We start from the raw sequence: 25,289 nt of genomic DNA, 5'->3' as shown, positions 1-25,289 counted from the left end.
CGAGGCTCAGGCCCCGGGCGGGCTGACGTAGCCGGAGACGTGCTGGTGGTTGGTGATCACCGTCGACGGGTCGAGGTGGGTACGGAGGGCGACCTTGTCGCCGAGGTTGCCGTCGACGGTGTCGAGGGTTCCGTTCGCGTGGACGGCGGCGACCACACCGACGTGGCCGGGAGTGCCGCCGTCCGGCTCCCCGTAGATCACCAGGTCGCCCGGCTTCGGGGTGTACGTGCCCCGCTGGTGGAACAGCCCCTTCTGCTTGCCCCACTTGCCGATGCCGCGCGCGGCCAGGTCGTCGACCGTCCCGTCGATCCCGGCCCGGTGCCACGTCCACTCGGCGAACGCCGCGCACCACGGGGTCTTCGCGCAGGAGCCGGAGCCCCGGTGGTAGGCGAAGTACCTGTCGCAGGAGCCGGTCTTCTCCGGCGAGGTGCCCGCGGGGGTGATCTCCCCGCGGGCCACCGAGACGATCCGGTCCCGGACGGTGGCGGCCGCCGAGGCCGACGTCGTGGCGGCGCCGAGCGGCAGCAGGGTGAGGGCGGTCAGCGTAACGGCGGCGGCGGTGCGCCGGGACAGCTTCATGAGAGCTCCTCCATTGGGGTGAACGGAATCCGACCGCCGCCCGATCGGTTCGCCTACAGTCGGCGGGCATGCCGGGGCATGCCAGGGCCGAGAGGTGGTGGCGCGGCGGGAGTCGGCGAGTCGGTGCGGTGTCGCGGGATCCATCCTGCGGACCTGCGCCGGACGTCACCAGGCCCTCCGGCCGGGGCGGCGTCCCAGCGCTCTCCCGCTTCCCGTCCCACTGCTCCGACCTGCGGAAACGACGGACGCTGGGACAGCGATGGGACAACACCGCATGCATGACCAACCGCCGGACGAGGCCCCGGGGCACCCGGCAGGGGGAACGGACCGCCCCCGGACCCTGCTCGTCCGTGCGCTGAACGACGGACTCGCCGAGTGCGGCCTGTCTCTGGACCGGGTGGTGGCCCGACTGCGGGCCCGGCTCGACGCCTCCACCGTCCGGGGGCTGAGCACCTCGTCGATCAGCCGCTACCTCGACCCCGACCGCACCGAACTGCCCGACCCCGTCCTCCTCGCCGAACTCGCCCGGATCTTCCGCACCGACCCGGCGGAACTGGACCGCTGGCAGCACTGGCACCAGCAGGCGAAGCAGGCGGCGGACCACGAGCTGCGCGACCGCCGCGCGGCGCGCCGCGCCGCCACCACGCCCACGGCCACGCCCACGCCCACGCCCACGCCCACGCCCACGCCCACGCCCACGCCCACGCCCACGCCCACGGCCGTACCGGTTCCGGCGCGCCCCGGGCCCACCGGCGAACCGTCAGTCACCGGGCGGGCGGCGTGGTGGCGCCGGCCGCACCGGTGGGGTGCGGCACTCGGGGTCCTGGCCCTCGCGGCCGTGCTCGGCGCGGCGGTCTGGGCGAGGGGGTCCGACGACGCGACCGCCGACACCGCATCGGTGGTCGCACCGTCCGGCAGCGCGGCGGGACGGGAGCCGACGGCGACCCCCGCCGACCTGGCCGAGGGATTCGCCCACGAGGTGGAAGTCGGCGCGCTCGGCGGGGACAGCCGCTGCTCGGCCCCGAAGCCCGGGCCGTCCGGCACCCGGCTGCGCGCCTGTGCGATGGTGCAGCCCCGTCAGGTCCTGTTCGCGGTCCGGATCGACAATCCGACCGACACGCCGGTCGAGGTGACCGCGAAGGTGGCCGGCTCCTGGTCGGGCATCCAGCACTCCTGCGACCCCGGACGCTCCGTCGTACACACCACCATCGCACCGGGCGCCACCTTCACCAGCGACCCCGAGGAGTGCGTGACCCCCCGCCGCAGCACACCGCTCGCCTACCAGGCGGAGGTCTTCGCCGCCGCCGGAGACGACCGGCAGTGGACCGGCCACCTGTTCTCACCGCGCGCCAACGTCTACCCGGACCGCGAAACCCTCTGGCGCTGCGTCGGCGACGTCCCGTGCTGAGCCCCTCGCCCATGCCACCGTTCGACGAGTTCGCCGACGTGGTGGTCACGTCTGCGAACGCGCTGGTAGCCCTCCCTTCTATCCGGACGGCTGCGAGCAGGCTGACATGGCCGTCGCCCAACCGGCAGCGGCTCCGACGGACGTGGGCGCCGAACCTGCCCTGGCCAGTGTCTGGACACACAAGATCACGCGACTCCGCCGACCCGTACCGCGGCTGGGCGGGCAAGGATTCAGGCTGTCACCGGAGTACGGAGGCCGCGTCGTCGCTCTGGGCCTGGTAGACGGTCACGATAGAGGCGACGGCGTCGACTTCAAGCGGTCCGGTGATCCTCAGCCAGACCAGTTCGGACAGGTCCTCGGAGCGAGCGAGCCGGCCGACCGCCGCGGCCGGCCAGGGCAGCGGAAGCTCCGGCAGGTGGACTAGGGAGATCCCGTCGATGAAGGAGGGGGTCAGGTCGGGTTCCCACGGGCGGACCGAGTGGAGATTGGACAGCGAGATCACTACATCGGGCTTCTCCGGCCCCTCGCGCAGCCACACGTCCAGCGCGTTGTCCTTGGGGTCCTCGTTGGACTCGTCCAACGAGATGCGCACGATGAAGTGGTCGATGCAGGATTCCAGCGCCAGTGCCGCATTCGTGCATCGGTTCTTGAAGGCGTCGGCTGCCTTGTGTTCGTCGACCATGGCACGAGACTACGGTTCGCGGGACGATCCACGGAGGCACTCTTCACCCGTCCACTGCTTCACCGGCATCGGCATCGTGCAGCAGACCGAGAGCTGGCTGTTCCGGCCCGCCCCCAGCACCGCGGGCCCGCACCGTCCGGGAAGCCGGACCCCGCCGGATCCCCTTCCCGCGCCTTATTGCACAATAGTTGCAGTTGCATATCATGGAGCAATAAGGAGTGGGTGCGATGCCGGCCTCGCCAGTGGTGCTGGGGATCGAGTCCTCGTGCGACGAGACCGGTGCCGGTCTCGTCCGGGACGGGGTCCTGCTCGGGCAGGCGGTCGCGTCGAGCATGGACGAGCACGCCCGGTACGGCGGGGTCGTGCCGGAGATCGCCGCCCGCGCCCACGTCCACGCGATGGCGCCCGTGGTCCGCGAGGCCCTCGACCGGGCCGGGCTCACCCTCGCCGACGTCGGCGCCGTCGCGGTCACCGCCGGGCCGGGCCTCTCCGGCCCGCTCCAGGTCGGGGTCGCGGCGGCCAAGAGCTACGCCTTCTCGCTCGGCGTGCCCCTCTACGGCGTCCACCACCTCGCCGGGCACGTCGCGGCGGCCGCCCTGGAGGGCGAGCCGCTGCCGAACCCGTGCGTCGTCCTGATCGTCTCCGGCGGGCACACCTCCCTGCTGCTGGTGCGCGACCTCGCCCGCGACCCGATCGTCCACCTCGGCGACACCCTGGACGACGCCGCCGGCGAGTGCTTCGACAAGGTCGCCCGGATCCTCGGCCTGCCCTACCCCGGCGGGCCCGCCATCGACCGCGCCGCCCGCGAGGGCGACCCGAACGCGGTGCGCCTGCCCCGCCCGCTCAGCGGGCCCAACGACCCCCCGTACGCGTTCTCCTTCTCCGGCCTCAAGACCGCCGCCGCCCGCTGGGTCGAGGCCCAACGGGCCGCCGGCGGCGAGCCGCACGTCCCGGACGCGGCCGCGGCTCTCCAGGAGGCCATCGCGGACACCCTCACCCGCAAGGCCGTCCGGGCCTGCACCGACCACGGGATCGGCACCCTCGTCGTGGTCGGCGGCGTCGCCGCCAACTCCCGCATCCGCGCGCTGACCGAACAGCGCTGCGCCGCCGCCGGGATCACCCTGCGGGTGCCGCCGCTGCGGCTGTGCACCGACAACGGCGCGATGATCGCGGCCATCGGCGACCTCCTGGTCCGCTCGGGCGCGGCCCCGTCCCCGATGAACCTCTCGATCGACCCCTCCGCGCCCCTGGAGTACGCGGCACTCTCCCCCCTCGCGGCGGTCCGGGCCGCGTGACGACCCGCGACGCGTCAGGGGCCCGGCGGCCCCGCCGCACACCCCTCGGCGCCTCCTGACCATCCGGTTCCCGGCCCGTCCGGCGGCGGTGACGGTGACGTGGAGAGCGACGCTCCGGATCACTGTCCGCACCCCGAGCCGCCCGGGCGAGACGCGAGCAGCGGAGGCCCGCACCACCGACGGCCGGCCGTCGTTCCGCGACCCGCCCCCGGCGTCCCCGGCCCCGGCGGTCGACGACCGCACCGAGCAGGAGGCTGCCCAGGGGGCGGGCGAAGAAGCCGACCGCGAAGACGGCGAACGTCGACAGGAGCGGCAGCAGGGAGTTGCCCGATCCCTTCGGGAGGACCGCGGCCGCGATGTACGTGGCCAGGAACGTGCAGACGTGCCAGTCGTACCACTCCACGATGTTGCCGACGGAGGCCACGAGGATCTGTCTGCTGCCGGCCTTGCGGGACGGGGCGGACACGGACGTGTCTCCACCGACCGGGCCATGGCCTCGAACCTGGCCGCCATGCACCGGGAGATCCGGACCTCGGGCGGAGTCGGGGCGGCCGCCGACGTGATCGAGCACCACCTGCGCGCCAACCCTGAAGGAGCACCACATGCCCGTCGACGTCAGCGTCCTCATCCCCCTCTACGGAGACCACGAGGGCCGCCACACCCTGGCCGAGGCAAGCCGCGCGTGGCTGCGCCAGAGCATCCCCTGCGAGGTCGTCGTCGCGATCTCCGGGAACCCGGACGTGACAGTGGCCGAGGACGTCGACACCGACCGGGCCGTCCGCCTCGTGCCGGCCGACCCCGCGGACCGGCCCCCCGGCCTGCTGCGAAACACGGCGGCGGCCCACGCCAGGGCGCCGGTCCTGTACCTCACCGACGCCGACGTCCTGCCGCTCGGCCGGGACTTCCCGGCCCGCGCCCTCGACCTGGCCGGGGGCGGACCGGCCGGCCGTGGCAGTACCGGCTGGTCAACCGCCCCGACGGCGTGGACCACGTCGACCTCGTCCCCGCGGGCCCCGGAAGGTTCTGCTACGGCATCGCCACGATGCCGGTCCTGGTCGACCTTCAGCCGGGCCTCCCGCACCGGGCTCCTCGCGCTCGCGGGGATTCCCTGGGGCCGGGGAGCAGATGACGGTGGTGATGGACGAGCACGGGGTCAGAGCGGTCACAGGTGCCACACACCCACCGCCGGGTTCGCAGCGCCCTCCAGCCCCCGGCCCCGGGCCGCCGGCCACCGGCGGCCCGGGGCACGCGGTCAGGCCGCGCTGTAGCGGACCAGCAGCAGGACGTCCGCCACCTTCGCCGGGTCGATCCCGGGGCCGGCCACGGCCAGGGTCCAGGTGCCAACGGCGGGACCGGAGACGGCGATGTCGGAGGTGGTCAGGTGGGTGCCCGGCGGGACGTGCCACGCGGAGCCCGTCGTGCCGTTGAGCGTCAGGCTCAGGCCGGAGGCGTCGACCGGGCCGGTGCCGACGGGCTGGAGCACGAAGGTCGCGGCGGCCAGGCTGAGCGTCCGCGCGGACAGGAAGTAGGGGAAGTGCTGCGCGGTCACCTCGAAGGAGGTCGTGACGGTCCCCGCGCCGCCGCCCGCCGCGGCGGTCACCTGCTGCCAGGCGGCCGGGAAGTCGTGGCGCAGGCTGAACAGGCGCAGCAGGCCCGTGGACGTCGCGTACTGGGTGAGTTCGCCGACGACGCGGCTCTCGACCGTCGCCCGGAACGCACCGTCGTCGAGCGCCGTGTAGCTGAGCTGCAGGACCACGTCGGAGATGGTGTCGTAGTCGAACGCCCTCAGTTGTGTGGGGAGTTCGAGCTTCCACACGCTCTCGACCGCCCCCGAGCCCTCGAACGGCAGGTAGCGCTCGTCGCGGAAGTTCAGCTCGAACAGTCCGGCATCGTTCAGACCGGTGCTGGTAGCGATGGCGGAGGCGATGTTCGGCTGGACCGGGAGCGTCACCAGGGCGCCGGGCGCGGGATCGGGCGCGGTGCGCACCTCGCTGGCGACGAGGGAGAGCTTCGCGGCGACGTTGGTGTAGGGCCCGGTGACGCCAGGGATCGTCAGCCGCACCGACTTGATCAGCCGCTTGTACTGGCCGGGGTAGACCACGTCGAACAACAGCTCCGGCAGCGTGAAGGTGCACTCGCCGGTATCCCGCAGCGCGACCAGTGCCGTGGGGTCGACCACCGTCAGCGGGAAGAACTGGCTGACCTCCAGGCGGCGGGTGTTCCTGGCCATGTAGGCCTCCTCCAGCTGCCGGAGCTGGAGATCCAGCCGCTCACCGCTGAGCAGGCCGGCGATGCCGCTCTCCCAGTTGTCGGGGGCGATGAAGGAAGTCGTGTCGCCCATCTCGAAGGCGTACGCCTGCTGGGCTGCGGCCGCGAGGCCGTACGCGACGTCGTACGCCTGCCGGTGCAGCCGGGTCAGCGTACGGGCCTGGTAGGTGTACAGCCCCAGGCCGCTGAACTTGCCGCGGTAGAACGCGTCGAGCTCGTCCGCCTGGTCCATCTGCTTCTGGTGGACGTCCAGCTCCCGCTGGGCGTACCCGGCGTGCGCCTCGGCGGCCAGGCGCTGCTGCTCGACCTGCCTCAGTTCCTGTTCGGCGAGGGTGAGTTGCTGCCCCCACTCCTGGTAGCGGCGGTCGAACCCGGCGCCGGTCGCGGCGGCCGACGCGACGGCCTCCGCGGTGGCGCCGAGCGAGCCGAGGGTCTGCGCCGCCTGGGCCACGCTGTTTCCGATCTCGCGGCCGCCGTAGGTCATGGCGAACGGGCTGCCGACGTTGGGGAACAGGAAGGAGATCGCGGACATCGCGTACAGCGCGGACTCGCCGCCGCGCACCACGGCCGCGGCGGTGCGCGAGTCGGCCTCCAGTTTCTCCCAGCCGGTCAGTCCGGAGCCGATCAGCCCCTGGTAGTAGTCGATCCTGGCCTGGACGAGGGCCTTCTGCTCCTCCAGGGCCTGGAGCTGGTGCTGCGCCTCCTGGACCTGGCCGGTCTTCACGTCCTCCACCATGCGCAACAGGGTGCGTTCGTGCACCGACCGCAGCAGGGTCAGCTCCTCGGCGTCCTTCTTCTCCAGTGCCGACAGCAGGCTCGCGCCGAACGCCGTGACGGTCTGCGCGGACTGCCGGGCGCGCTCGATCACTGAGCCGAAGCGGTACGCGGGGGCGGCGGGTGCCTGGACCGAGGCGACCGCCTCCTCGATGCTCAGGCCAGCGGCCCGGGCGCGGACCAGGTCCAAGGGGTTGACCGGCGGGGCGAACAGCGCGAGTTGCCGGCGCACCCCGCTGAGGTTCATGCAGTTGCGGATCTTGTTCAGCCGGTCCTCCACACGGTCCCAGTAGCCGGCCAGCACGTCGTCCGGCGGCACGCAGAAGACCAGCGTGGTCTGGTTGACGACCTCGAAGGCCGGCAGCAGGTCGTAGGCCAGGGTGTCGCCGCTCCACAGCTGCGCCAGGTCGGTGTTGCGCTGGCTGAGGTCGGCGGCATCGCCGTACGACAGCAGTTGGAGGCCGGTGGTGACGGGCAGGCCGGTCGCCGTGGCCGTCGCGGTGGGGGTGTGCGCGTGCGCGTGGGTGCCGCTCGTGTCGATGATGTCGCCCTGGCTCAGGCTGGTCTGGTAGACCCAGTTCTCCAGGGTGACCAGGAAGTCGGACACGTTGCTCATCTGCGGCCCGATCGCGTCGTACGTCAGCTGCTCGGCCGGTACCACCGGGCACTCGCCGAGCTGGACCGGGCGCGGCCCGAGGATCTCCGAGGCCAGCACGTACAGCATCGTGGCCTCGTTGATCGACTCGGTGGTGTCCTGCGCGAACAGTGAGTCGCCCCAGTCGATGAGGTTGTCGACGAAGCCCATGACGACCGCTTTCTGGAAGGCGACCGGACGCAGACGGGCGATGGCGAAGGGGTTGAAGGGATCGTTCTTGTACGCGTCCAGGGCTGCCGAATCGGTGAGGACGTCCTGGAGCGAGGGCACGGTCAGACCCCTGAAACCCACGTACCGCCAGTTGCGGTCGGCGTCGGTGTCGGAGCTCGTCGGGTCGAACAGCCGCTGGTACCACCACATGGCCTCCTCGTACCGCCCGGCCGCGTTGAGCTGGTGGGCCATCATCCACGGCAGGTGCAGGAACAGCTCCTGGTAGTAGGTGCCGTAGGCGGCGCTGTTCCTGATGTCGACGTGGGCGGGGTCGTCGTCGGGCGTCAGCAGGGCCCAGGGCGCGGTGATCGAGAAGCCGACGCCGTACTCGAGCCCCCAGAAGTACTCCGAGTGCAGGGCCAGCAGGCCCTCCACGCCGTGGTCTGCGTTGATCCGCAGCAGGTCGCCAACGATCGAGGTGGTCAGCCGGATGAGCTGGCGCGGGTTCCACCACCACCGCAGGGGCTGGAGGGGCAGGGAGGTCAGCGCCCGGGGCAGCCTCAGGGACGCCAGGTTGAAGGTCAGCGGCGCCGAGTGCGACCGCCCGGGAATGAGCGCCGCGGCGGGGAGTGCGGGCGCCTCCTTCGCCGGTCCTGCGGTGCCCGCCGTGATCGCCGGTCCCGCGGCGGCCTCCGTGATGATGGGCAGCAGTGCCGAGACGAAGTGCGAGAAGCGGGGGAAGTCCAGGTAGTGGCGGTCGTGGATCAGGTACTGCTGGTTGTGGACGGGGACGGCCAGGACGGATTCGGGGAATCCGTTGTTGACCGCCTGGATCGGGGAGACGAAGTCCGGTTTGCCGTGCTCGAAGTAGACGTTGTAGTCCGGTACGGGGAAGCCGGTGGTGACGAAGTCCGGCGACGACCCGCCCGCTCCGGGATCGGTGTGGAACATCTCCCGCAGCAGGTCGAAGCCGGCCGGGTCGGTGTCGGAGGACTGCCACACCCCCAGCCAGCCCACGGGTGAGCCGAAGGTCCAGTACAGCCCCATGGCGTGTCCGGTCGGCGTGCCGGGCACCCAACGGTCGGGGGTGTGCAACTGGTTGTGGAACAGGTTCAGTTGGCGGTCGTGAACCCGGTCGGCGCCCTGGTCGAGAAACCGGTTCATGTAGCGCAGGATGATGGCGTCGCCGCTGATCACGGGGTACGGCGTGTTGGCGGTCTTGTCCCCGGGCATGTCGTCGGCGACGAAGGACTCCCACCACCAGACCTGGTTCGGCTCGCCGATCGGGTAGAGCCAGTCCAGTTTCTGCGGCGCGAGCCAGGTGCCGTCCGGCTTCTGCGCGGAGTAGACCAGGCCGACCTTGACGGTGGACGGCTCGTCGTGGGAGCCGCCGCCGCTGAAGCTGGTGTGCTCGGTGGTGACGATGCTCGCCCAGAACAGGTAGAGCTTGCCCTGGAACCGGGTCGCCGAGACCCACTTCCCCTCGATGGGCAGGTCGACGCGCTTCCACGGTGTCCACGTCGAGGTGTTCCACGTGCGGTAGTGGAAGACCGCAGGGTCGGACTGGGTGCGGCCGAAGAAGTAGTACGTCGCCTGGTCGTCGTCGTAGTAGCTGCCACAGATCCGCAGGCCCGCGACCTCCGCCAGCCGGGTCAGGTAGCGCTGGAAGGCCTCCTCGCCGGTGTCCTTGGTGATGGGCTTCTGCAACAGATCGGCTTCGAGGTCGGTGAAGATGGGCGTCTTGTCGTCCCGCAGGTCCGGGTCGATGTACGCCTCGGGGTAGAGGAACACCTTGCGGTTTGCCTGCCAGACCCGGAAGTTCCTGCGCCACGCCCACTGCTGGGCCGGCACCGCCGATGGTGGCACGTCGACGAGGGTCGCGGAGCCTGCGGGGTCGGACTTCTCCAGGCCGGTCAGGCAGCGCTGGAGGTAGAGCTGCACGCTGGAGATCGCCGACACGACCCGGGAGGTCCTGGCGCATCCGCTCATGTCCACGTCGAGCAGGAAGTAGTCGTAGATCTCGTTGTGGTCGTGGAAGTTCAGTTGCGGCTGGCCGTCGACGAGGAACCCGCACAGGGCGTCGCGCTTGAGGGTGTTGACGCGGTCCTGGTACGGCTCCAGCGCCGCGTCGCGCGCGGTGTCGTCCTTGTACTGCGCCGCGATGGCGCCGGCGGCCACCGCGGCGGCGTCCCGCAGTACCGGGTAGCCGGTGTCCTGGCCGAGCTTGTGCAGCGAGTACGCGTTCACTCCGAGGGTGCGGCACAGGGCGAACACCTGGTCGAGGCGGGTGAGGGCGTCGATCGCGACGGGCGGCAGGCTCGTAGCCGCGACGATGGAGTCGATCAGGCTCTGGTCCACCTGGTGCGTGGCGGCGAGCCGGGCGCGGTCGGCCGGGCCGAAGGTGCCGCCGGCGTCGTAGGAGCTGAGGAGTTGCTGCACGACGGTCTCGGCGTCGACGGCCTGCGTCACCGCGGTCGCCGCGGCGACCTGCGCGCCGTAGGCGGCCACCGCCTGTACGTCGCGCAGGGTCAGGGCCTTGAGGTCGGCGATGCCCAGGACGTGCCGGTTCGCCGTGAGGTAGGCGATGCCCGCGTCCTGCAGCCCCACCGTGCCGAACAGCAGCGCCACCCGCTCCAGCTGGTGCAGCAGGTCCAGCAGGGGGAGCAGCAGGGCCGGATTGTCCGGCACCGTCCCGGTGAACGGCGCGTCCAGTGCCGCCTGGATGTCCGCTGCGGCGATGTCGTGCGCCGCCCAGACCAGCATCGTGGCGAGCCGCGCGGAGCCGACGTTGAAGTTCGTGGCGAGCCTGTTGCGCAGCGCGTCGAGCCTGGGCTGCGTGCCGGAGACCTGGATGCCGTGCACCAGCGCGGCGGCGGTGGCCGGGTTGTTGAGGTATCCGACGGTCTTGCCGGTCACACCGGTGAGGACGAGTGCGAGTTGGGAGATCGTGAGGGGCGAGCCGGCCTGCCAGCGGTGGAAGGCCAGCAGTTGCTCGATCCGGTCCAGCGAGTTCAGCTCGGCCGTGGCCGGCGGTGGGAGGACCAGGCCCAGCGCCGTGATCAGGTCGGGCACGGTGTACCCGAGCGAGCGGGCGACGAGCACGTGCCGGTACAGCAGCGACAGGCTGTGCCGGTTGAGGGTGGTGTGCCCGGTGGCGTCGAAGGGCAGCTCGTTCTTCAGCAGCGCGAACAGCAGCAGCAGGTCCGTCTCGCTGATGCCGAGCCCGGCCAGCAGCAGCGGTGTCTTGGGGTCGATGACCGGCGGGTTCGTACCGAGCGTGGTGTCCAGCGAGTAGTGGTAGTAGCCGACCGTCGGGTTGAGCGGGAGCGCTGGGTCGGCGGGGCCGAAGATGCCGCGCAGGTCGAACACCGTCTCGTACAGCAGCCGGGCGCCGGGTGCGGTCGGGGTGTTCGGGAAGGCCGTGGAGACCGGCATGTCGGTGACGAGCGCGCACAGTTGCTGCACAGACGGGCCGAACGCGCCCTGCAGGGCGAGCAGCCGGCCGACGAGCTCGGTCGCCGCCTCGCTCACGTCGCCGCCGACCAGTGCGGCCTGCTGGGCCGACAGCAGGACCAGGTCCAGCTCGTCCAGGGTCCACGGCAGCGGCCGAGCGAGCCGGATACGGCGGTGGATGCGGTCGGCGCGGTCGGCGGTCAGGTTCTGCAGCGCCTCGGGGAAGTTCTGGATCTCGCCGGCGCCGCCGCTCAGCTTGACGACGGTGATCTGCGCGAGGTCGGGGTCGGAGCGCGCAGCCAGCACGGTGGTCAGGTCGTCGCGGGAGATGGCCAGGCGGCGTACGAAGTCGGTGACCGGCAGCAGGTTAAGCGTCGCCGGACCGCCCAGCCGCTGGATGATCCCGGCGGGGTCGGGGGTCGCGACGACGGTGGCCTCGTCGGGCGACAGGCCCGTGCGGGCGCGCCTGACCGTCGCGTCCGGCAACTGGAGCACCTGCTGAACGTCGGCCACGGCGAGGCCGAAGTAGCCCAGGTACAGGCCGAGTTCGGCGAAGGGCAGGCTGAAGGGTACCTGGCAGGAGAATTTCTGCGCCGGATCGCTGAGCACGGCGTAGACGTCCGGCTGGGTCGCGGTCAGCACGTGCGCCTGGATCCAGTCCTCCATCACCTGGTCGACGATCGACAGGTACGGCACCAGGGTGTTGGTGTTGTCGCACGTGAGCCGGAGCTTCCACAGGTCCGCACGGCGGTTGCGCAGGTACAGCGGGTGGGTGCTCAGGCCGGGGCCGGTGAAGTACGGCTGGGAGACGTGCTGTTCGGTGAAGTACATCAGGTCGGTGAAGTACGCGGCGGGGCTGAGCACGGACTGGCAGTCGCCGCACGTGCAGTAGTCCTGGGAACCGAACAGTCCGGTGAGGCCGGTGATCCGCAGCAGGTCGTTGACGAAGGTCGGGGTGACCGGTGAGACCGGCAGCCCGGCGAACGGCCCGTTGAGGACGTCCCGGGCCGAGCCGTACGCCTGCGCGACGTTCAGGACGACGTCCTGGACGCGGGCGTAGACCATCCGGGCGGTGCCGACGTCCAGGCCCCCGCCGCCGGTGGTCGTGCCGCCCAGGCTGTGCGGGCCGCCTGCGGAGGTCGCGCCGCCCGGTCCGTGCGGGCTGAGGGTGGCAGTGACCTTCGCGATGAAGGAGGCCTCGGTGTGGGCGGCGATCCGCAGGGCGGAGTCGAAGCCGGCCCGGGCGAGGGCGGCACGGGTCGCGGTGTCGTGCCCGATCGTCAGCAGCCGCTGGTGGGCGGAGAGCCTTCCCAGGACGGCGGGCCGGTCGGCCTCCGGGACTCCGGTCCAGTTCAGCCCCGCGGCCCCCGCGCCGGTGGCCAGGTCCAGCCGGCGCAGGTCCAGGCCCGGGTTGTTCTGGTACACCGCGGTCAGGTGGTCGTCGCCGGGGGCCAGCCGGGCCGCCAGCGCCTGGGTGGGATGGGTGTGTTCGAGGTTGGCGACCAGGTTCCGGGCGTAGGCGTCCGGGGTGGTGCCCGGCGGGAGGGGCCCCGGCGTGGCGGTGATCACCTGGGTCCAGCGCGCGGCGTCCCAGCCGGCCAGGGTGAGCGGAGCGGTGGCGCCCTGGCTCACCAGGGTGTGCAGCAGGCCGGTGTGGTGGTCGGTGAGCCGGCCGAGGTCGAGGATGCCGCTCAGCGAGGCGGCCTCGGCGTCGGTGATCGCACCGGAGGAGCGCAGCGCGTCCAGCGTGTTGTCCTGCGCGTCGAACAGTCCCGTGCTCTGGGCGGCCGCGGCGCCGGTCGCGGTCTGCGACAGCCCCGCGAGACCGGCGAGTTCGACCACGATGCCCTGCTGTACGTCGCCGAGCAGCAGCGGGTTGTCCCGCACCGGCGCGTCCAGGTGGAGGAGGTCGGAGACGGTGACGGCGCCGGTGCCTGGGGCGGGCTGGGCCGCGATCGTCCGTGCCAGGGCGGTGGCTTCGGCGGTGAGCGCGGGAGAGGCGGCGATCCCGGCGAGCACGGCGCCCGCCACGGCCGCGACGGTCACGCCGGCGTACTCCTGCCAGCGTGCGGAGGACAGCGCCGACGCCAGTGCGGTCTCCAGGGCGTCGGACGGCGTGCCCGCGCCGTTCACCAGGGCGGTGACGGCCCCGGCGAGCGCGGCGTCGAGGCGGGCGTCGACGATCGGCTCGCCGCCGGCGTGCCGGGTGTCGGCGTACCGGACGGCGGGGTCGGCCAGCTTCGCCGCCTGGCCGGTCGTCGTGGACCGCGCATGGGCCGCCGCCTGGGCGATGAGGTCGCCGAGGTGGGCGGCCTGTGCGGCGAGTGCCGACGGGGCGATGCCCTCGTTGACGGCCTTCTGCAGGGCGGCGGCGAAGTCGGCGGCCGGGTGCCCGGCGAGGCCCGGCCAGTCGGCGGGCAGCTTCTCGCGGATCAGGCCGTAGAACGCCTCGGGCGGGATCCCGGTGACGCCCGCGGCGACAGCGTCGGTCACCAGCCCCGCCGCCTGGATCAGCGCGGTGAGCCGGTCGGCGGCCGCACCGGTCTCCCCGAGGAGGAACTCCAGGTCGGACATGCGCAGTTGGCCGAGGCCGGCCGGGCTCGGATTGTCGACGAGCTGCTCGACGACCGCGGCCAGCCGGTCCCACTCGGAGGGCTGCCCGGCCATCGGCCCGGTCACCACCAGGTTGATCACGGCCTGCGGTGGTGCGTTGAACATGGTCGGCGAGGCCGCGACCACCACGCCGGCCGCGTCGCGGACCCGGACGATCAGGTCCGCCGATCCCAGCTCGACCCGGGCGAACTGCGTCCGGTTGTAGTGGATGGTGTACATGCCCGCCGCGTCCGTGCGCGTCTCGTTCGGGAAGCCGGGGGCGAACGGTCCGAGCGGCTGCTCGGTGCGCAGGTCCCGGTCCACGGCTCGGATCACCGCATTGACGACGGGGGCTCCCTCCGGCCAGGTGACCTGCCCGGACACCGTGAGGTCGTCAGCGACGGACGGGCCGTGCCCGTCGCCGGGCCCGTGTCCGCCGTAGCCCCGGCCGCCGTAGCCAGGGCCGCCGCCCTGTCCGCCCTCGCCTCCCGCGCCCGTGGCCGCCCCGCCTGCGGCGGCCGGTCCGGGTGCGGCGGGGCCTTTCGGCCCGGTCGGCAGGTCGGGTGGGAACGCGAGGACGGCACCACCGTCGTCCACCACCCACTCCCCGGGCGGGCCGAAGCCCCGCCCGGGCTCACGGGTCGCCCGGTGGGGGCCCCGGTGGTCGGTGGACGACGGCCCGAGGATCGTGGACTCGGTGCTCTGCGGCGGCCCCGTCACGACGGCGGCCCGCCGGCCGAGCCGCGACCCGGCCGCCGCGGCGGCGGTCCCACGGACAACGGTGGACATGACTCCCCAAACTGATCTGTGTGGTGCGCGGACGTAGGAAGGGCGAACGTGCCGAGCGGGGGTGCCGCTAGACCATGGGCAGACTCGGATCGAACGTCTGCTGCGGTTCCGGCTCGACCGGCGGCGCGGCCGGGGCGGCCTTGGGTGCGGGCCGCACGGGCGGCCGCGGGGGCGGGGGCGCGACCGGCGGCGCCGGCGGCGCCTCGGGCACGGGCTCGGGCGTCGGCGCGGGTCCGGGTGTGGGCCCTGCCGGGGGCTGCTCGGCCGCGCCCTGAACGACGGCCTTGCCGATCGAGTACACGATCCCGGCGATGCCGAACGCCTCACCGACCGGACCCGGGATGGCACCGCCGAAGTCCAGCAGGGCGCCGAAGTAGTCGCCTTCGCGCAGGTCCTCCAGGCCCATCCCGATGCCGAGCGCGATGCCCACGCCGGGCACGAGCAGGGCGCTCTTCTTGAGCGCCTGCTCGCCGATCCGCTTCAGGGCGCCCTCTCCGGCCTCCTCCAGGGCGTGTTCGGCGGCGCGTTCCGCGGCGTGTTCGGCCGCGCTCTCGACGGGAGCCACGCGGATGCGCGGCTCGGTATCGACCCGGATCCGCGGTTCGGCGTCGACGCGGACCCGCGGCTCCTCGACGTCCACCCGCACCCTTTCCGGCGGTTGAGCGGCGGGAGCCTGCGCCGGGGCCTGGGCAGGGGCCTGCGCGGTGGCCTGGGCCGAGGACCGTGCGGCCTGCCAGCGCCGGTAGACGTGTTCCTTGGCGTAGTTGTCGGAGGCATTGCCCCAGTAGCCGCTGCCGGCGTCGCCGTGCGTGGCGAACTTCATGTTGTAGGGGTGCTCGACGTGGACGGCGCTACGGACCCGCGGGGCGCCCTTGCCCATGCCGCCCCGGCCTCCGCCCGGATTGCGCCACTTGTACAACTTGTCGCCGTGGCGCTTGAGCATGGTGCGGTGGTGTTCGAGGATCTCCTTCGGCGTCTTCCAGGCGTCCTGCCCCCAGCGCGGATCGATGGGCTGGCCGGGGTGGAGCCTCTCGATGATCTGGCGGGTCTCCGCGTCGAGCGGGGTGGTGCGCATCCGCAGGTCGTAGATGAACTCCTTCCCCCGGCCGCTCCCCGCCCGCCCGGTCGGGTCGGCGAAGTTCACCGGGTCGCCGGAGACGTACGCGTACAGGTTCAGGCCGTCGGTGAAGCCACCGGGGTCGGTGCTGATCCAGCGGCCCAGCCAGCAGGCGTAGTAGCGGGCGCCGTAGTAGTACAGGCCGGTCTCGTCGTCCTTCTCCTTGCCGTTGTAGCGGTAGCGCTTGACGCTGACCTGCGCCGCACCCGCCGCCAGCCACAGCGAGGTCGTGCCGTAGGGGTGGTACTCCTCGTACGAGATGACCCGGCCGGTGGTGTCCGTCTCCAGCAGGCTGGAGCCGAGGCGGTTGTTGAACTGCAGACGGACCGCCGGCGAGCGGTCCGAGCCCGGATCGTCGGTGTCGACGGTCACCGTCTCGACCAGCGCGATCCGGCCCTCGCCGTCGCCGATGTGCACGGTGGTCCGTTCGAAGACGACGGCCCCGCCGCGCCGGCGGCGGAAGACCTCGTACCCGCCGACGTAGGTCCGCTCCTCCTGGAGCCCGCCGATCCGGGTCACGGTCTTGCGCACGCGCCGCCCCGTCGCGTCGTACAGGTAGGACGCCCGGCCGCCGCCCCCGAGGTCCACCGACCGCAGTTCGTCGGCATGGTTCCACTCCAGTGCGCCCGGCAGGTGGGCCATGCCGGTCGTCCGGCCGTTCGCGTCGTAGCGGAAGGCCGCGGAGCCGGCGCTGCCGGCCGGGTCGCCGGGCCTGGTATGGAAGAGCAACCGGTCGGACGCGGTGTCGTTGGTGTAGCGGCGGGTGAAGCTGCCGTTGGGCCCGGCGCTGTGCACCAGGGTCAGGGGGTTGCCGGCCGGGTCGTAGGTGTAGTCCTGACGGTAGGTGCGCAGCGCCTGCGCGTCGTTGGGGTGCGGGAGCGGCGCGTACGCGGGCTCGGTGCTGTCGGGCTGGACGCCCAGGCTCGCGTGTTCGCGGCCGGTCGCCGAGCGCAGCCGGTAGACGGGATCGTAGGTGTAGCGGGTGACCGGGGCGGCGACGTTGCCGTCGAAGAAGACGGTCTGCTGGGCGGCGTCGGTCACCTCGACCAGGTTCCCGGCGGCGTCGTAGGTGTAGCCGAGGTCCTGGAGCGCGGTGGGCGATCCGCCGCCGGTGAGCGTGCGCAGGCCGGTGAGGTTCGAGGAGATCGGGTCGTACGTGTACGTGGTGACGATGCCGTCCGCGTAGCCGATCAGCCGCCGCCGGCGGTGGGCGTCGTGTTCGACGTCGGTCACGATCGGGGTGGCGGCGGTCGCCGTGCCCGGGAAGGCGTCGACGGCGGCGAGGAGTCCGCCCTCGCCGTAGCGGGGCGCGACGCGGGTCCCGTCGGGGAGGGTCTGCAGGACCGGCCGGTTGAGCGCGTCGTAGGCGGTCGCGGAGGTGAGGACGTCGGTGGTGTCCAGCAGGGGCGCGGCCAGGGCGTCGAGGTCGGCGAGCGGCCGGCCGTGCAGCGGTGACCAGTCCGGCGGGGTCTCGGCCTTGGCGGGGGTGCGGGAGGTGGAGAGCAGGTTGCCCTTGAAGTCGAAGGCTCCGGCCTGGTCCAGGCCGCCCTCGTCGTAGTGCCGGTACACCCGCCCGAGCAGGTTGAGGCTGACGGCCTGGGGGTGCGACTCGCCGTGCACGGTGAGGTCGGCGAGCCGTTCGGTGCTCGCGCCGGCGGCCAGCACCCAGGTCTCGGCGGGGCGGCGCAGCGGGTCGTAGGTGTAACGCACGGTCGTGCCCACCGCGTCCCAGGCGCGGAGCGGGACGCCGGAGCAGTCGGTGAGCCGTCGCCGCTCGCCGGAGTCCGCGGCGGCCGTGCGCAGCACCCGGTTGAGCAGGTCGTACGTCTGGTCCACCGCGCGCACGCCCCGCGCGTCGGTCACGGCGAGGGTGTTGCCCTCGACGTCGAGGACGGCAACGGTCTCGTACACCCCGTCGGGGCCGTTGTCCTCGCGGGTGCGCACGGTGCGGCCGAGGGTGTCGAGGACGGCGACGGCCGGGGTGTTCGCGTAGGCGGCGGCGAGCTGGGCGGCCCGTTGTTCGGCGGGCGGGGTGCCGGCGGCCTGTCGGTCGGCGTACCACCGGCTGGTCAGGACGGTGTCGCCGGGGTCGCTGCGGGTCTCCTCCCACGGGGTGAACGCGGTCGTGTCGTAGGTGCCGTCGGGGTGGTCGGTGCGGATCAGCCGGCCGAGCGGGTCGTAGCGCAGGATGTCCGTCACGCCCTGCTTGACCAGGACCTCGGCGTCCTCGTAGTCGACGGTCGTGGAGAAGTAGGGTTCGTAACTCTCCACCGGCAGTGCCTTGTTGTTGTAGACGGTGCGGCCGCTTCCGATCCAGCGCGGCGCGGTGCCGGTGTCCACGGGCACCGCGTGGCCGTCGGCGCCCAGGGCCTGGGCCGGACCGGGCTCAGCCTGCGACTTGGTCATCGCCACGCGGCCGAGGCCGTCGGTGTAGACCCGGCTGCGCTGCCAGGGGCTCGCCGGGTCGCCATGCCGTTCCCGTGTCTCGACGTGCGCCCAGACCGGTCCCCCGTGGGTCTGCCAGGCGTCCAGGCCGTAGGTGTAGACGGTGCCGGGCAGGGCGTCCGGGTCGCCGTCGGTGCCGGCAGCCTTGCCGGTGGTCCAGGTCGCGGTGATCAGACCGAGCGGGTCGAACGCGCAGTGGCCGCGGTTGCCGTTGGGGTCGGTGATCTGCCGGGGCGCCAGCACCCGGTAGTCGTTGTCGACCGTCGTGACGAGCGTGTCGTACGGCGCGGTCCGCGACGCCCTGCTCGCCGTCGTCAGCAGCCGGTGGCTGTCGTAGTCGATGGTGGAGGTGTTGCCGAACGGGGAGGTGTACGACACGGGCAGCAGGAAGTCCGCGCCGTAGCCGTGGACGCCCGAGGGGGCCCACCACAGGCCGTCCTCCAGGACGTAGCCGCCCTCGCCGGTCAGCAGCGGGGCGTCGACGAGCCCGCCATAGGCGGCGGTGAGCAGCCCGGGTGTGAAGGCGAGCCGGTAGGACTGGTGGGGCAGTGCGCGGGCGCCGGTGAGGCCGAGCGGCAGGGGCGCGGTGAGGTCGTCGGACCAGTAGCGGGTGCGCTGGCGCTCGATGCACCGCCGCTGGACGACCCGGGCCGCGGGCTGCTGCTCGTAGGGGATCTCGACGGCCGCGGCGAAGGCCGCGCGCAACTGGTCCGCGGTGTACCGGTGGCCGCCGGGGGCGGGCAGGCCGGTGATCTCGTGGGCGATGACCTCGATCGGTGTGCCCAGCCGCAGCACCTGCGCGGTGTCGGTGTTGTCGATGGTGGCCCTCACCCAGGTCACCGGGACGGCCTGCTGTTCGGCCACGGCGGGGGTACGGCGGGCGTAGTCGACGGCGGCGCTGGAGGTCACCGAGCCGTAGGCGTCCACGTCCAGGGTCAGCGAGTGGGCCACGCGGGGATCGGCCGGGTCCCGCTCGTAGTGGCGGAGCAGCACTTCGGCCTCGTAGGTGGTGAACGCCGCCCACGCCGCCCACGGCCGGTGCGGCGCGGGTGTGCCCTGGACGGCGGGCTCGGCGGCGGGCTGGAGGCGGCGGGCCCGGTGGGACTGCTCGGAGACGCTGTAGGGGTGGACGGCCTGCGGCGTGCCGTCGTCGGCGTAGATCTCGGTGCGCAGCGGCGCACCGGTCAGCGCCCGCAGGGCCTGCCGGTACTCCTCGCCGCCGGTCACGCCGTCGAACGTCACGGGCGGCAGCGGGTCCGCCGCCGTGTCCCCGTTCCAGCGGCCGGTCAGCACGTCGGCATAGGCCCCGGTGTGGAACCACCGTCGGGTGCGCACAGGGGGTACGTCGAGTTCGCCGCCGGGCGCGGCGAAGGTCTCGGCGTCACGGGTCTCGACCATGCCGAAGCCGCGGAACTCCCTTTCCACGCCGTCGAAGTAGCCGTGCCGGTAGCTGTAACCGCAGGTGTGGTCGGCGGCCGAGACGGCGTCGGTGATCCGGTGGAGGGCCACCACCGGGACGGGGAAGGGCAGGCTGGTGACCCAGTGGTCGGCCAGGTCGGCGGAGGCGCGGTCGGCGAGGTAGTAGCGGGTGGAGGGGGCGTACTCGACGCGGGTGCGGGCACCGAAGTTGTTGCGCGCCTCGCACAACAGGTGCGGCTTCCAGCCGGCCAGGCGGGGATCGCCGTCCGGCAGGCCGGTGTCGGTGCCGCGTGACAGGTCCAGGTACTCGACCCGGCCGCGGTCCAGGGGCGAGGACCAGACCAGGCAGGCGGTGCCGGTGCCGAGCAGGTCCACCACGTCGGCCCGGCCGAGCCCGTCCACGGTCGGGAACGCCCCGAGCGACTGTCTGGGGCCGAAGCCGTTGCCCGCGAGGTTGCGCCACCAGTGGACGTCGTCGCGGCCCAGGTAGAGGAGGTCGGCCGGCCCGGTGCCGTCGATGTCGGCCAGCCGCACCCGGCGCGGGTCGAAGGTGTCGGCGAAGTCGAAGACGGGGGCGCCGTCCATGGTGACCTTGGCGCCGAAGCGGCCGTGGCCCAGCGCCGGCCAGTAGCAGACCTCGCCGTCGCGGATCCGCACCATGTCGCTCAGACCGTCGCCGGTCATATCGGCCGTGAAGACCGTCCGGGTGGTGTCCACCCAGGTCAGCCGAGGTGCGCGGGTCTCGTCCCAGGGCAGGGTCACCTGCTGCCGCGGGCCGTAGCCGTCGCGGCCCGCGCCGCGGTTCCACACCAGGCCGTCGCCGGTGCCCAGCAGCAGGTCGGGCAGCCCGTCGCCGTCGAGGTCGACCTGGCGCAGGCCCGGGTCGTCGAAGTCCAGGACGGGGGTGGAGCGGAAGGGCCGGAACGGCGACCAGCCGCCGTCCTCGCGCAGCGCCGAGCCGAGGCCTCCGGGGCCGGCGTCGACCAGGCTGAGGCGGCCGTCGCCGGTCAGGTCGGTCAGTCGCAGCCGTCCTTCGCCGCCGGGCGCCGCCGTCCCCGGCGAGGGCGCCGTCACGACCTGCTCGGGCGGGGCGAGCCGGCCGCCGCCGAGGTTGCGCTGGTACCACCACGCCCCGGCCTGCCGGTTCAGGGCGCCGGGAAGGCCCTCGCCGTCGAGGTCCACCCAGTACGGCCCGTCGCTGCCCTCCGGTGCCGGAACCGCCTCGACCCGCCGGGCCTCGGTGTCCGGCTCGGCCGTCGTCCAGCCGAGTTCCAGCGGGGGCAGGGCCGCGGTGCGGTAGTCGCCGAGCGTCGGATCCCAGTCGTAGCCGGTGTGGGTCACCGACACGAGTTCGGTGGCCACGGCGTCAGGCGCGAAGGTCAGGTCGGTGGAGGCCACCAGCCGCGGGTTGGGGCCGCCGGCGAACTCCTCGGGGAAGTCGTGGAACATCATCACCCGTCGGCACAGCCGGCGGGTCCTCAGCTCGAAGCCGGCCCGGTGGTCGGAGAAGGCGTCCTCGCGCACCGGCCAGGGCCGTACCTCCAGCGGGGCCTGGTCGTGCTCGCCGTAGTCGAAGACGACCAGGAAGCAGGACGGATCGGCCGATCCGGGTTGCCGGTTGCCATAGCGGACGCTCTTCAGGTACCGCGTGGCCGGCGGAGGCCCGTCGAGGCGGTGGCGTTCGTGCAGCGCGGAGGGGTCGACGCCGGCCAGGTCCTCGGACTTGTAGGTGTACGTGGTGACGTTTCCGCGGTCGTCGCGGACCTCCTCCAGCAGCCACTGGAAGACCCGCCCGGGATCGTCGGGGTCGGCGACGCGCGCGCCGGCGTCGCGGCCGAACACGCTGGTGACGTTGTCGCGCGAGAGCGTGCGCCAGAACACCTCGCCGACGCCGAGGCGTTCGCAGCGCTCGATGCGGCTGAACGCGGTGTCGCAGCGCGGGCGGAAACGGCCGACCCGGTACGCGGCGCCGTCGATGGTCACGTCGCGGACATCGGGCGACCAGGAACCGTCCGGCTGCTCCAGCAGGACCGGCACGAGATCCTCGGCGTCCGAGAGCAGGTACACGTCGGAGGCGTCGTACCGGGGGACGCCCTTGGCGGTCTTGCGGGAGATCGTGGGGAGCCCGATGTCGAAGCCGAAGCCGAACGTGCCGTTCCCGGCGCCCGATTCGTACCGCAGCGCCAGCCCGGGGCCGCTGCCGGAGCGTCCGGGGCTGAGGGCGAGCGGGACCGACATCGAGCCGGTGCCGCGCGCGGGGTTGACAGTGAACTTCTCGCCCAGCCCGCGGATCGCCCCACCGCCCTTGGGCAGCGACGGGGTCGGCAGCAGCGGCCCGGCGGCGCTGTCGCCGGCCGACGACCCCGAGGGCGCCGCGGTGCCCCCTTCCGGCACCAGGACTTCTTCCGGCACGCTCACCCGGTTCCCCGATTCCCTCGGCCCCGGGAGCCGACTGTCTCCGCGCATGGCCGCGTGTCTGTGCGCATGGTCGCGGCGGGTGCGACCGAGCGCCGTTCGACCTCAACGTAAGGGCCCTCGGGAGGGGCCGCGCGCCGCCATCGCCCGTCCGGTGGTGCGGGAGGCGGCCATTCGGATCACGGAAACGGGGGGCCAGGGCTGTGCACGGCGCACAGCCGCCACGGGTCGTCCTCGGCGTTCCGCGGGTGCGGCGGCACGGCCAGGTGCACGAGAGCCGAGGCGTTCGATTCGGTCGTCGCCGTGCCACCGGGCCATCTCGCGGAGTGCCGGCCGGAATTCCCGGGTGAGGACCGCGTCGAACTCGCAGAACAACGATTCCCCCGCGCCCTTCTTGAAGGCCTGGCCGGGCAGCTTCGCGTCGAGGTCGAGGACGGACGCACTGCGGGACCGGACATCGATCACGCGGTGGTCCCCAGGAAACCCACCGGGGTGTCAGCGGGCCGTCGCGGCCAGGCTCTGGCGCGTCCGGAAGAGCAGTTCCAGGATGGTGTGTTCCGTCGTGCGGTCCGGGCCGAGCAGGCGGTTGCAGTGCAGGTGGACGTAGCTGTCGCAGAGGTCGGGCAGCGGCTTGCCGAGCAGCCGGTGGCGGTCCAGGTCGGCGAGCCGGGCGGCGACGTCCTGCGCGGCGCGGCGGCGTTCGGCGAGGACGGCGTCGATGCCGGGCGGGGCCGGGCCGCGCAGCAGTTCGCAGAACTCCGCTTTGCGGGTGCGGTACTGGGCGCCGGCGGAGCGCAGTCGGTGGGTCCAACGGTCGTGGACCCGGCGGTAGAAGCGCAGCCGGTCCGGTTCGTCGAGGCCGAGGCCTGCCAGCAGGTCGTCGATGGTGAGCAGGGCGAGCGCCGTGTCGTCGAGCGGCAGTTGTCCGGTGCGGCCGAGGGACAGCAGGTCGAGGACGGCGAGGCTGTCGGCGGTGTAGAGCTGCTCGGTGGCGTCCATGGCGGGGAGGCCGCCGTAGCGTTCGATCTCGCGGTCGTAGACGTCGAAGCCGAACCGGGAGAGGTGTCCGTCGGCCAGGAGGGTTCCGGCCCAGTCGCCGAGTGCGGGGATGAGCCGGCCTGGGTCGCCGCGCAGGCGCAGCCGCAGGTGGGGGTCGGGGTCCGCGTAGCGCAGGAATATGCGGCGGTCCGTGTGGTGCGCCGTGGCGCGGACGAGGTCCCTGACGCCGTCGGCGAGCAGGGAGTTCTCGTCCTGCCGGTCGCCGTAGAGCTTGACGTAGGTCCAGTCGCTTCCGGGGTGGCGCAATCGCTCCGTGCGGCCGATCGGGGCGTGGGCGGGCCGGGGCCGCCGTGCGGGAGGGGCGGCGGCGCGGCGGGTCATGGAGACGACGAGTTCCACGATGTGGGGCCCGTCGGGCCCGGTGGCCCAGGCGTCGTCGAGGCCGGGGAGGGCTTCTTGGAGGACGACGGCGCCGCCGGGCCGCAGGTGGTTCACGGCGCGGCGCAGTTCCTCCGTGTGGGAGCGCGCGGCGAGGTCGATGAGGAGTCGGTGGTCGGCGGCCTCGTCGCTGCTCGTCAGGTAGGTGTGGCGGGGCACCCGCCAGTGGCGGCGCCAGGCGTCGAGCGCGGCCGGGAACGCGTCCGGGTGCCCGGTGAGCTCCTGTCCCCGGGCGTGGTCGAGGCGCCACTGGGCCGGGCGCAGGACGAGCGGGCCGCGGGTGACGCGGGGCAGGTAGGGGAAGCCGCGGGCCGGTCCCCAGTCGAAGCCGGTGAGCAGGGCGGTGCCGTCGCGGCTCAGGTCGGCGAGGAAGCGGCAGACGGCCGGCGCCCGGCTGTGGTTGAGCATGTGTCCGGCGCAGACGGCGATCTCCCGGACGGTGCCGGTGCCGTCGTCCCAGATCAGCGCGAACCTGCCGTCGGTGACCCGGACGGCGAGTTCGTCGAGGGGGATCCAGCGGGTCGGCCCGGGCTCGGCGCTGGTGCGGATGCCGATCTCGTGGTCGCGGACGGCGGAGCGCACGACGACGTTGGCCGAGCGGGTCTTCTCGGGCAGGTAGACCAGTTCGGCCTGGACGCGCTCGGGGTCCAGGGCCTGTTCGGCGTCGGCGATCCCGGCGAGGACGAGTACGGCTTCGGGCAGTACCCCCGCGAAGCGGCCGAGATTGCGTCCGGCGGCTCCGGCGCCGGTGTTGGCGCCGACCACGAGCCGGAAGTCGCCCGCGTCGATGGCGGTGGGCGACGGGGCGGCGACCATGGCGTAGAGGTCGAGCGAGGCGGGCAGCCGGTGGGGCTCGGGGTCCGCGAGGGCGATCCGGTCGATGGTGTCCTGGTCGAGGTCGATGCCGGTCAGGTGGTCGTGGAGCGCCTCGGTGGCGAGCCGGAGCAGGGTGTCGGCCCGTGTGGTGTCCAGGGGTGCGCCCGCCGCGGACGGGGAGGGTGTGCCGAGGCCGGCGACGGGGTCGAGGAGTTCGAGGAGGGGCACGTCGCGGTCGGTGCCGTACCGGGCCTCGAACGCGCGCCGGTAGCCGGCGATGTGCGGCGGCCCGTCCGGGAAGGGGGTGAGACGCAGGAGCAGTTCGGCCGCCGCCACGGCCGCGTCGGCGACCTCGCGGGATATCCGCCCGGCCGCGAGGGGCAGCGCCGCGTCGACTTGGAGGGGCGTGGCCGTGGCGAGGCCGGTGACCCGGCGGGCGTGGTCGGCGAGTGTGGGGAACGTGGCGGCGCCGGTGTCGGGGGGCTGTTCCTCCCAGTCCCGGACGGCCGCGAGCAGCGCGTCGAGGTCGGCGTGGGGCACAGCGGCATGAACCAGGTGGCCGACGCGGTTGTGCTCGGCCAGAGCGCCACGATTCACCTGGTCAGCCGGTTGGAGGACCGGGGGTGCTGTCGCGCTTCATGTGCCCGTTCGACCGTCGGGGCATCTACACCGGCGTGAGCGAGCCCGGGTTGAAGTTCCTGGAGGAGGCCCGTCCGACCAGCGGTGTCGCGCTGCGCGAGGGCGCCGGACATGTGTCGAGGCTATGGCGCGCACGGCCGTGCCGCCCAGAGGCGCCGACCGCCTGGGTGACGGTTCCGCTCAGGAGGCGGCCTGCGACCGCGTAGCCGGAGCGCGTTTGGCAGGGCCGATGTGGGTGCCGTCTCTGCCCGCCCCGCGAAGGCGGTACCCCGGCCAGGTGCGTCCGTGCCTCGGTGGCCCACCCAGGCGGAGGACCCGGGCGGGCATCAGGGTATCCGAATCGAGGACCCTGCCGA

At 73.0% G+C, this 25,289-nt stretch carries 7 protein-coding genes and 2 pseudogenes; 3 read left to right on the top strand and 6 right to left on the bottom strand.

Going from position 1 to position 25,289, the window contains the following annotated elements:
- Positions 1-6: 6 nt before the first annotated feature.
- A complete protein-coding gene (locus ACWDD9_RS27915) occupies positions 7-579 on the bottom strand; it encodes a CHAP domain-containing protein (protein ID WP_449813035.1) in 573 nt (190 codons plus the stop codon).
- 274 nt (positions 580-853) lie between these two features.
- Here ACWDD9_RS27915 and ACWDD9_RS27910 point away from each other — a divergent pair, with 274 nt between their 5' ends.
- Positions 854-1,987, top strand: coding sequence for a hypothetical protein (locus ACWDD9_RS27910; RefSeq protein WP_449813034.1), 1,134 nt, complete (start codon positions 854-856; stop codon positions 1,985-1,987).
- A gap of 238 nt (positions 1,988-2,225) precedes the next feature.
- On the opposite strand, the gene ACWDD9_RS27905 is transcribed toward ACWDD9_RS27910, so the two are convergent.
- Positions 2,226-2,669 (bottom strand): hypothetical protein, encoded by a 444-nt coding sequence (locus ACWDD9_RS27905; RefSeq protein WP_449813033.1) that lies wholly within the window; start codon positions 2,667-2,669, stop codon positions 2,226-2,228.
- A 227-nt stretch (positions 2,670-2,896) separates the two neighbouring features.
- Between ACWDD9_RS27905 and tsaD the strand changes: the two genes are divergently transcribed.
- Positions 2,897-3,964: a tRNA (adenosine(37)-N6)-threonylcarbamoyltransferase complex transferase subunit TsaD gene (gene tsaD / locus ACWDD9_RS27900; RefSeq protein WP_388051027.1), complete on the top strand. Its 1,068-nt coding sequence runs from the start codon at positions 2,897-2,899 to the stop codon at positions 3,962-3,964.
- A gap of 217 nt (positions 3,965-4,181) precedes the next feature.
- Here tsaD and ACWDD9_RS27895 read toward each other — a convergent pair.
- From ACWDD9_RS27895 to ACWDD9_RS27880, 4 genes and pseudogenes are all read right to left on the bottom strand, one after another.
- Positions 4,182-4,430, bottom strand: a pseudogene (locus ACWDD9_RS27895) (MFS transporter); the annotation flags it as partial.
- Between the two features lie 786 nt (positions 4,431-5,216).
- A complete protein-coding gene (locus tag ACWDD9_RS27890) occupies positions 5,217-14,645 on the bottom strand; it encodes a Tc toxin subunit A-related protein (protein ID WP_449813032.1) in 9,429 nt (3,142 codons plus the stop codon).
- 67 nt (positions 14,646-14,712) lie between these two features.
- Positions 14,713-22,038, bottom strand: a complete 7,326-nt coding sequence (locus tag ACWDD9_RS27885) for a SpvB/TcaC N-terminal domain-containing protein (protein ID WP_449813031.1) — start codon at positions 22,036-22,038, stop codon at positions 14,713-14,715.
- Between the two features lie 498 nt (positions 22,039-22,536).
- Positions 22,537-24,834, bottom strand: coding sequence for a lantibiotic dehydratase (locus ACWDD9_RS27880; protein ID WP_449813030.1), 2,298 nt, complete (start codon positions 24,832-24,834; stop codon positions 22,537-22,539).
- Between ACWDD9_RS27880 and ACWDD9_RS27875 the strand changes: the two are divergent.
- Positions 24,829-25,139, top strand: a pseudogene (locus ACWDD9_RS27875) (hypothetical protein); the annotation flags it as partial. The gene ACWDD9_RS27880 and the pseudogene ACWDD9_RS27875 overlap by 6 nt on opposite strands.
- Positions 25,140-25,289: the final 150 nt, after the last annotated feature.

This window comes from Kitasatospora sp. NPDC001119 (genome assembly GCF_053598475.1).
This window is presented reverse-complemented; position numbering and strand designations above follow the sequence as displayed.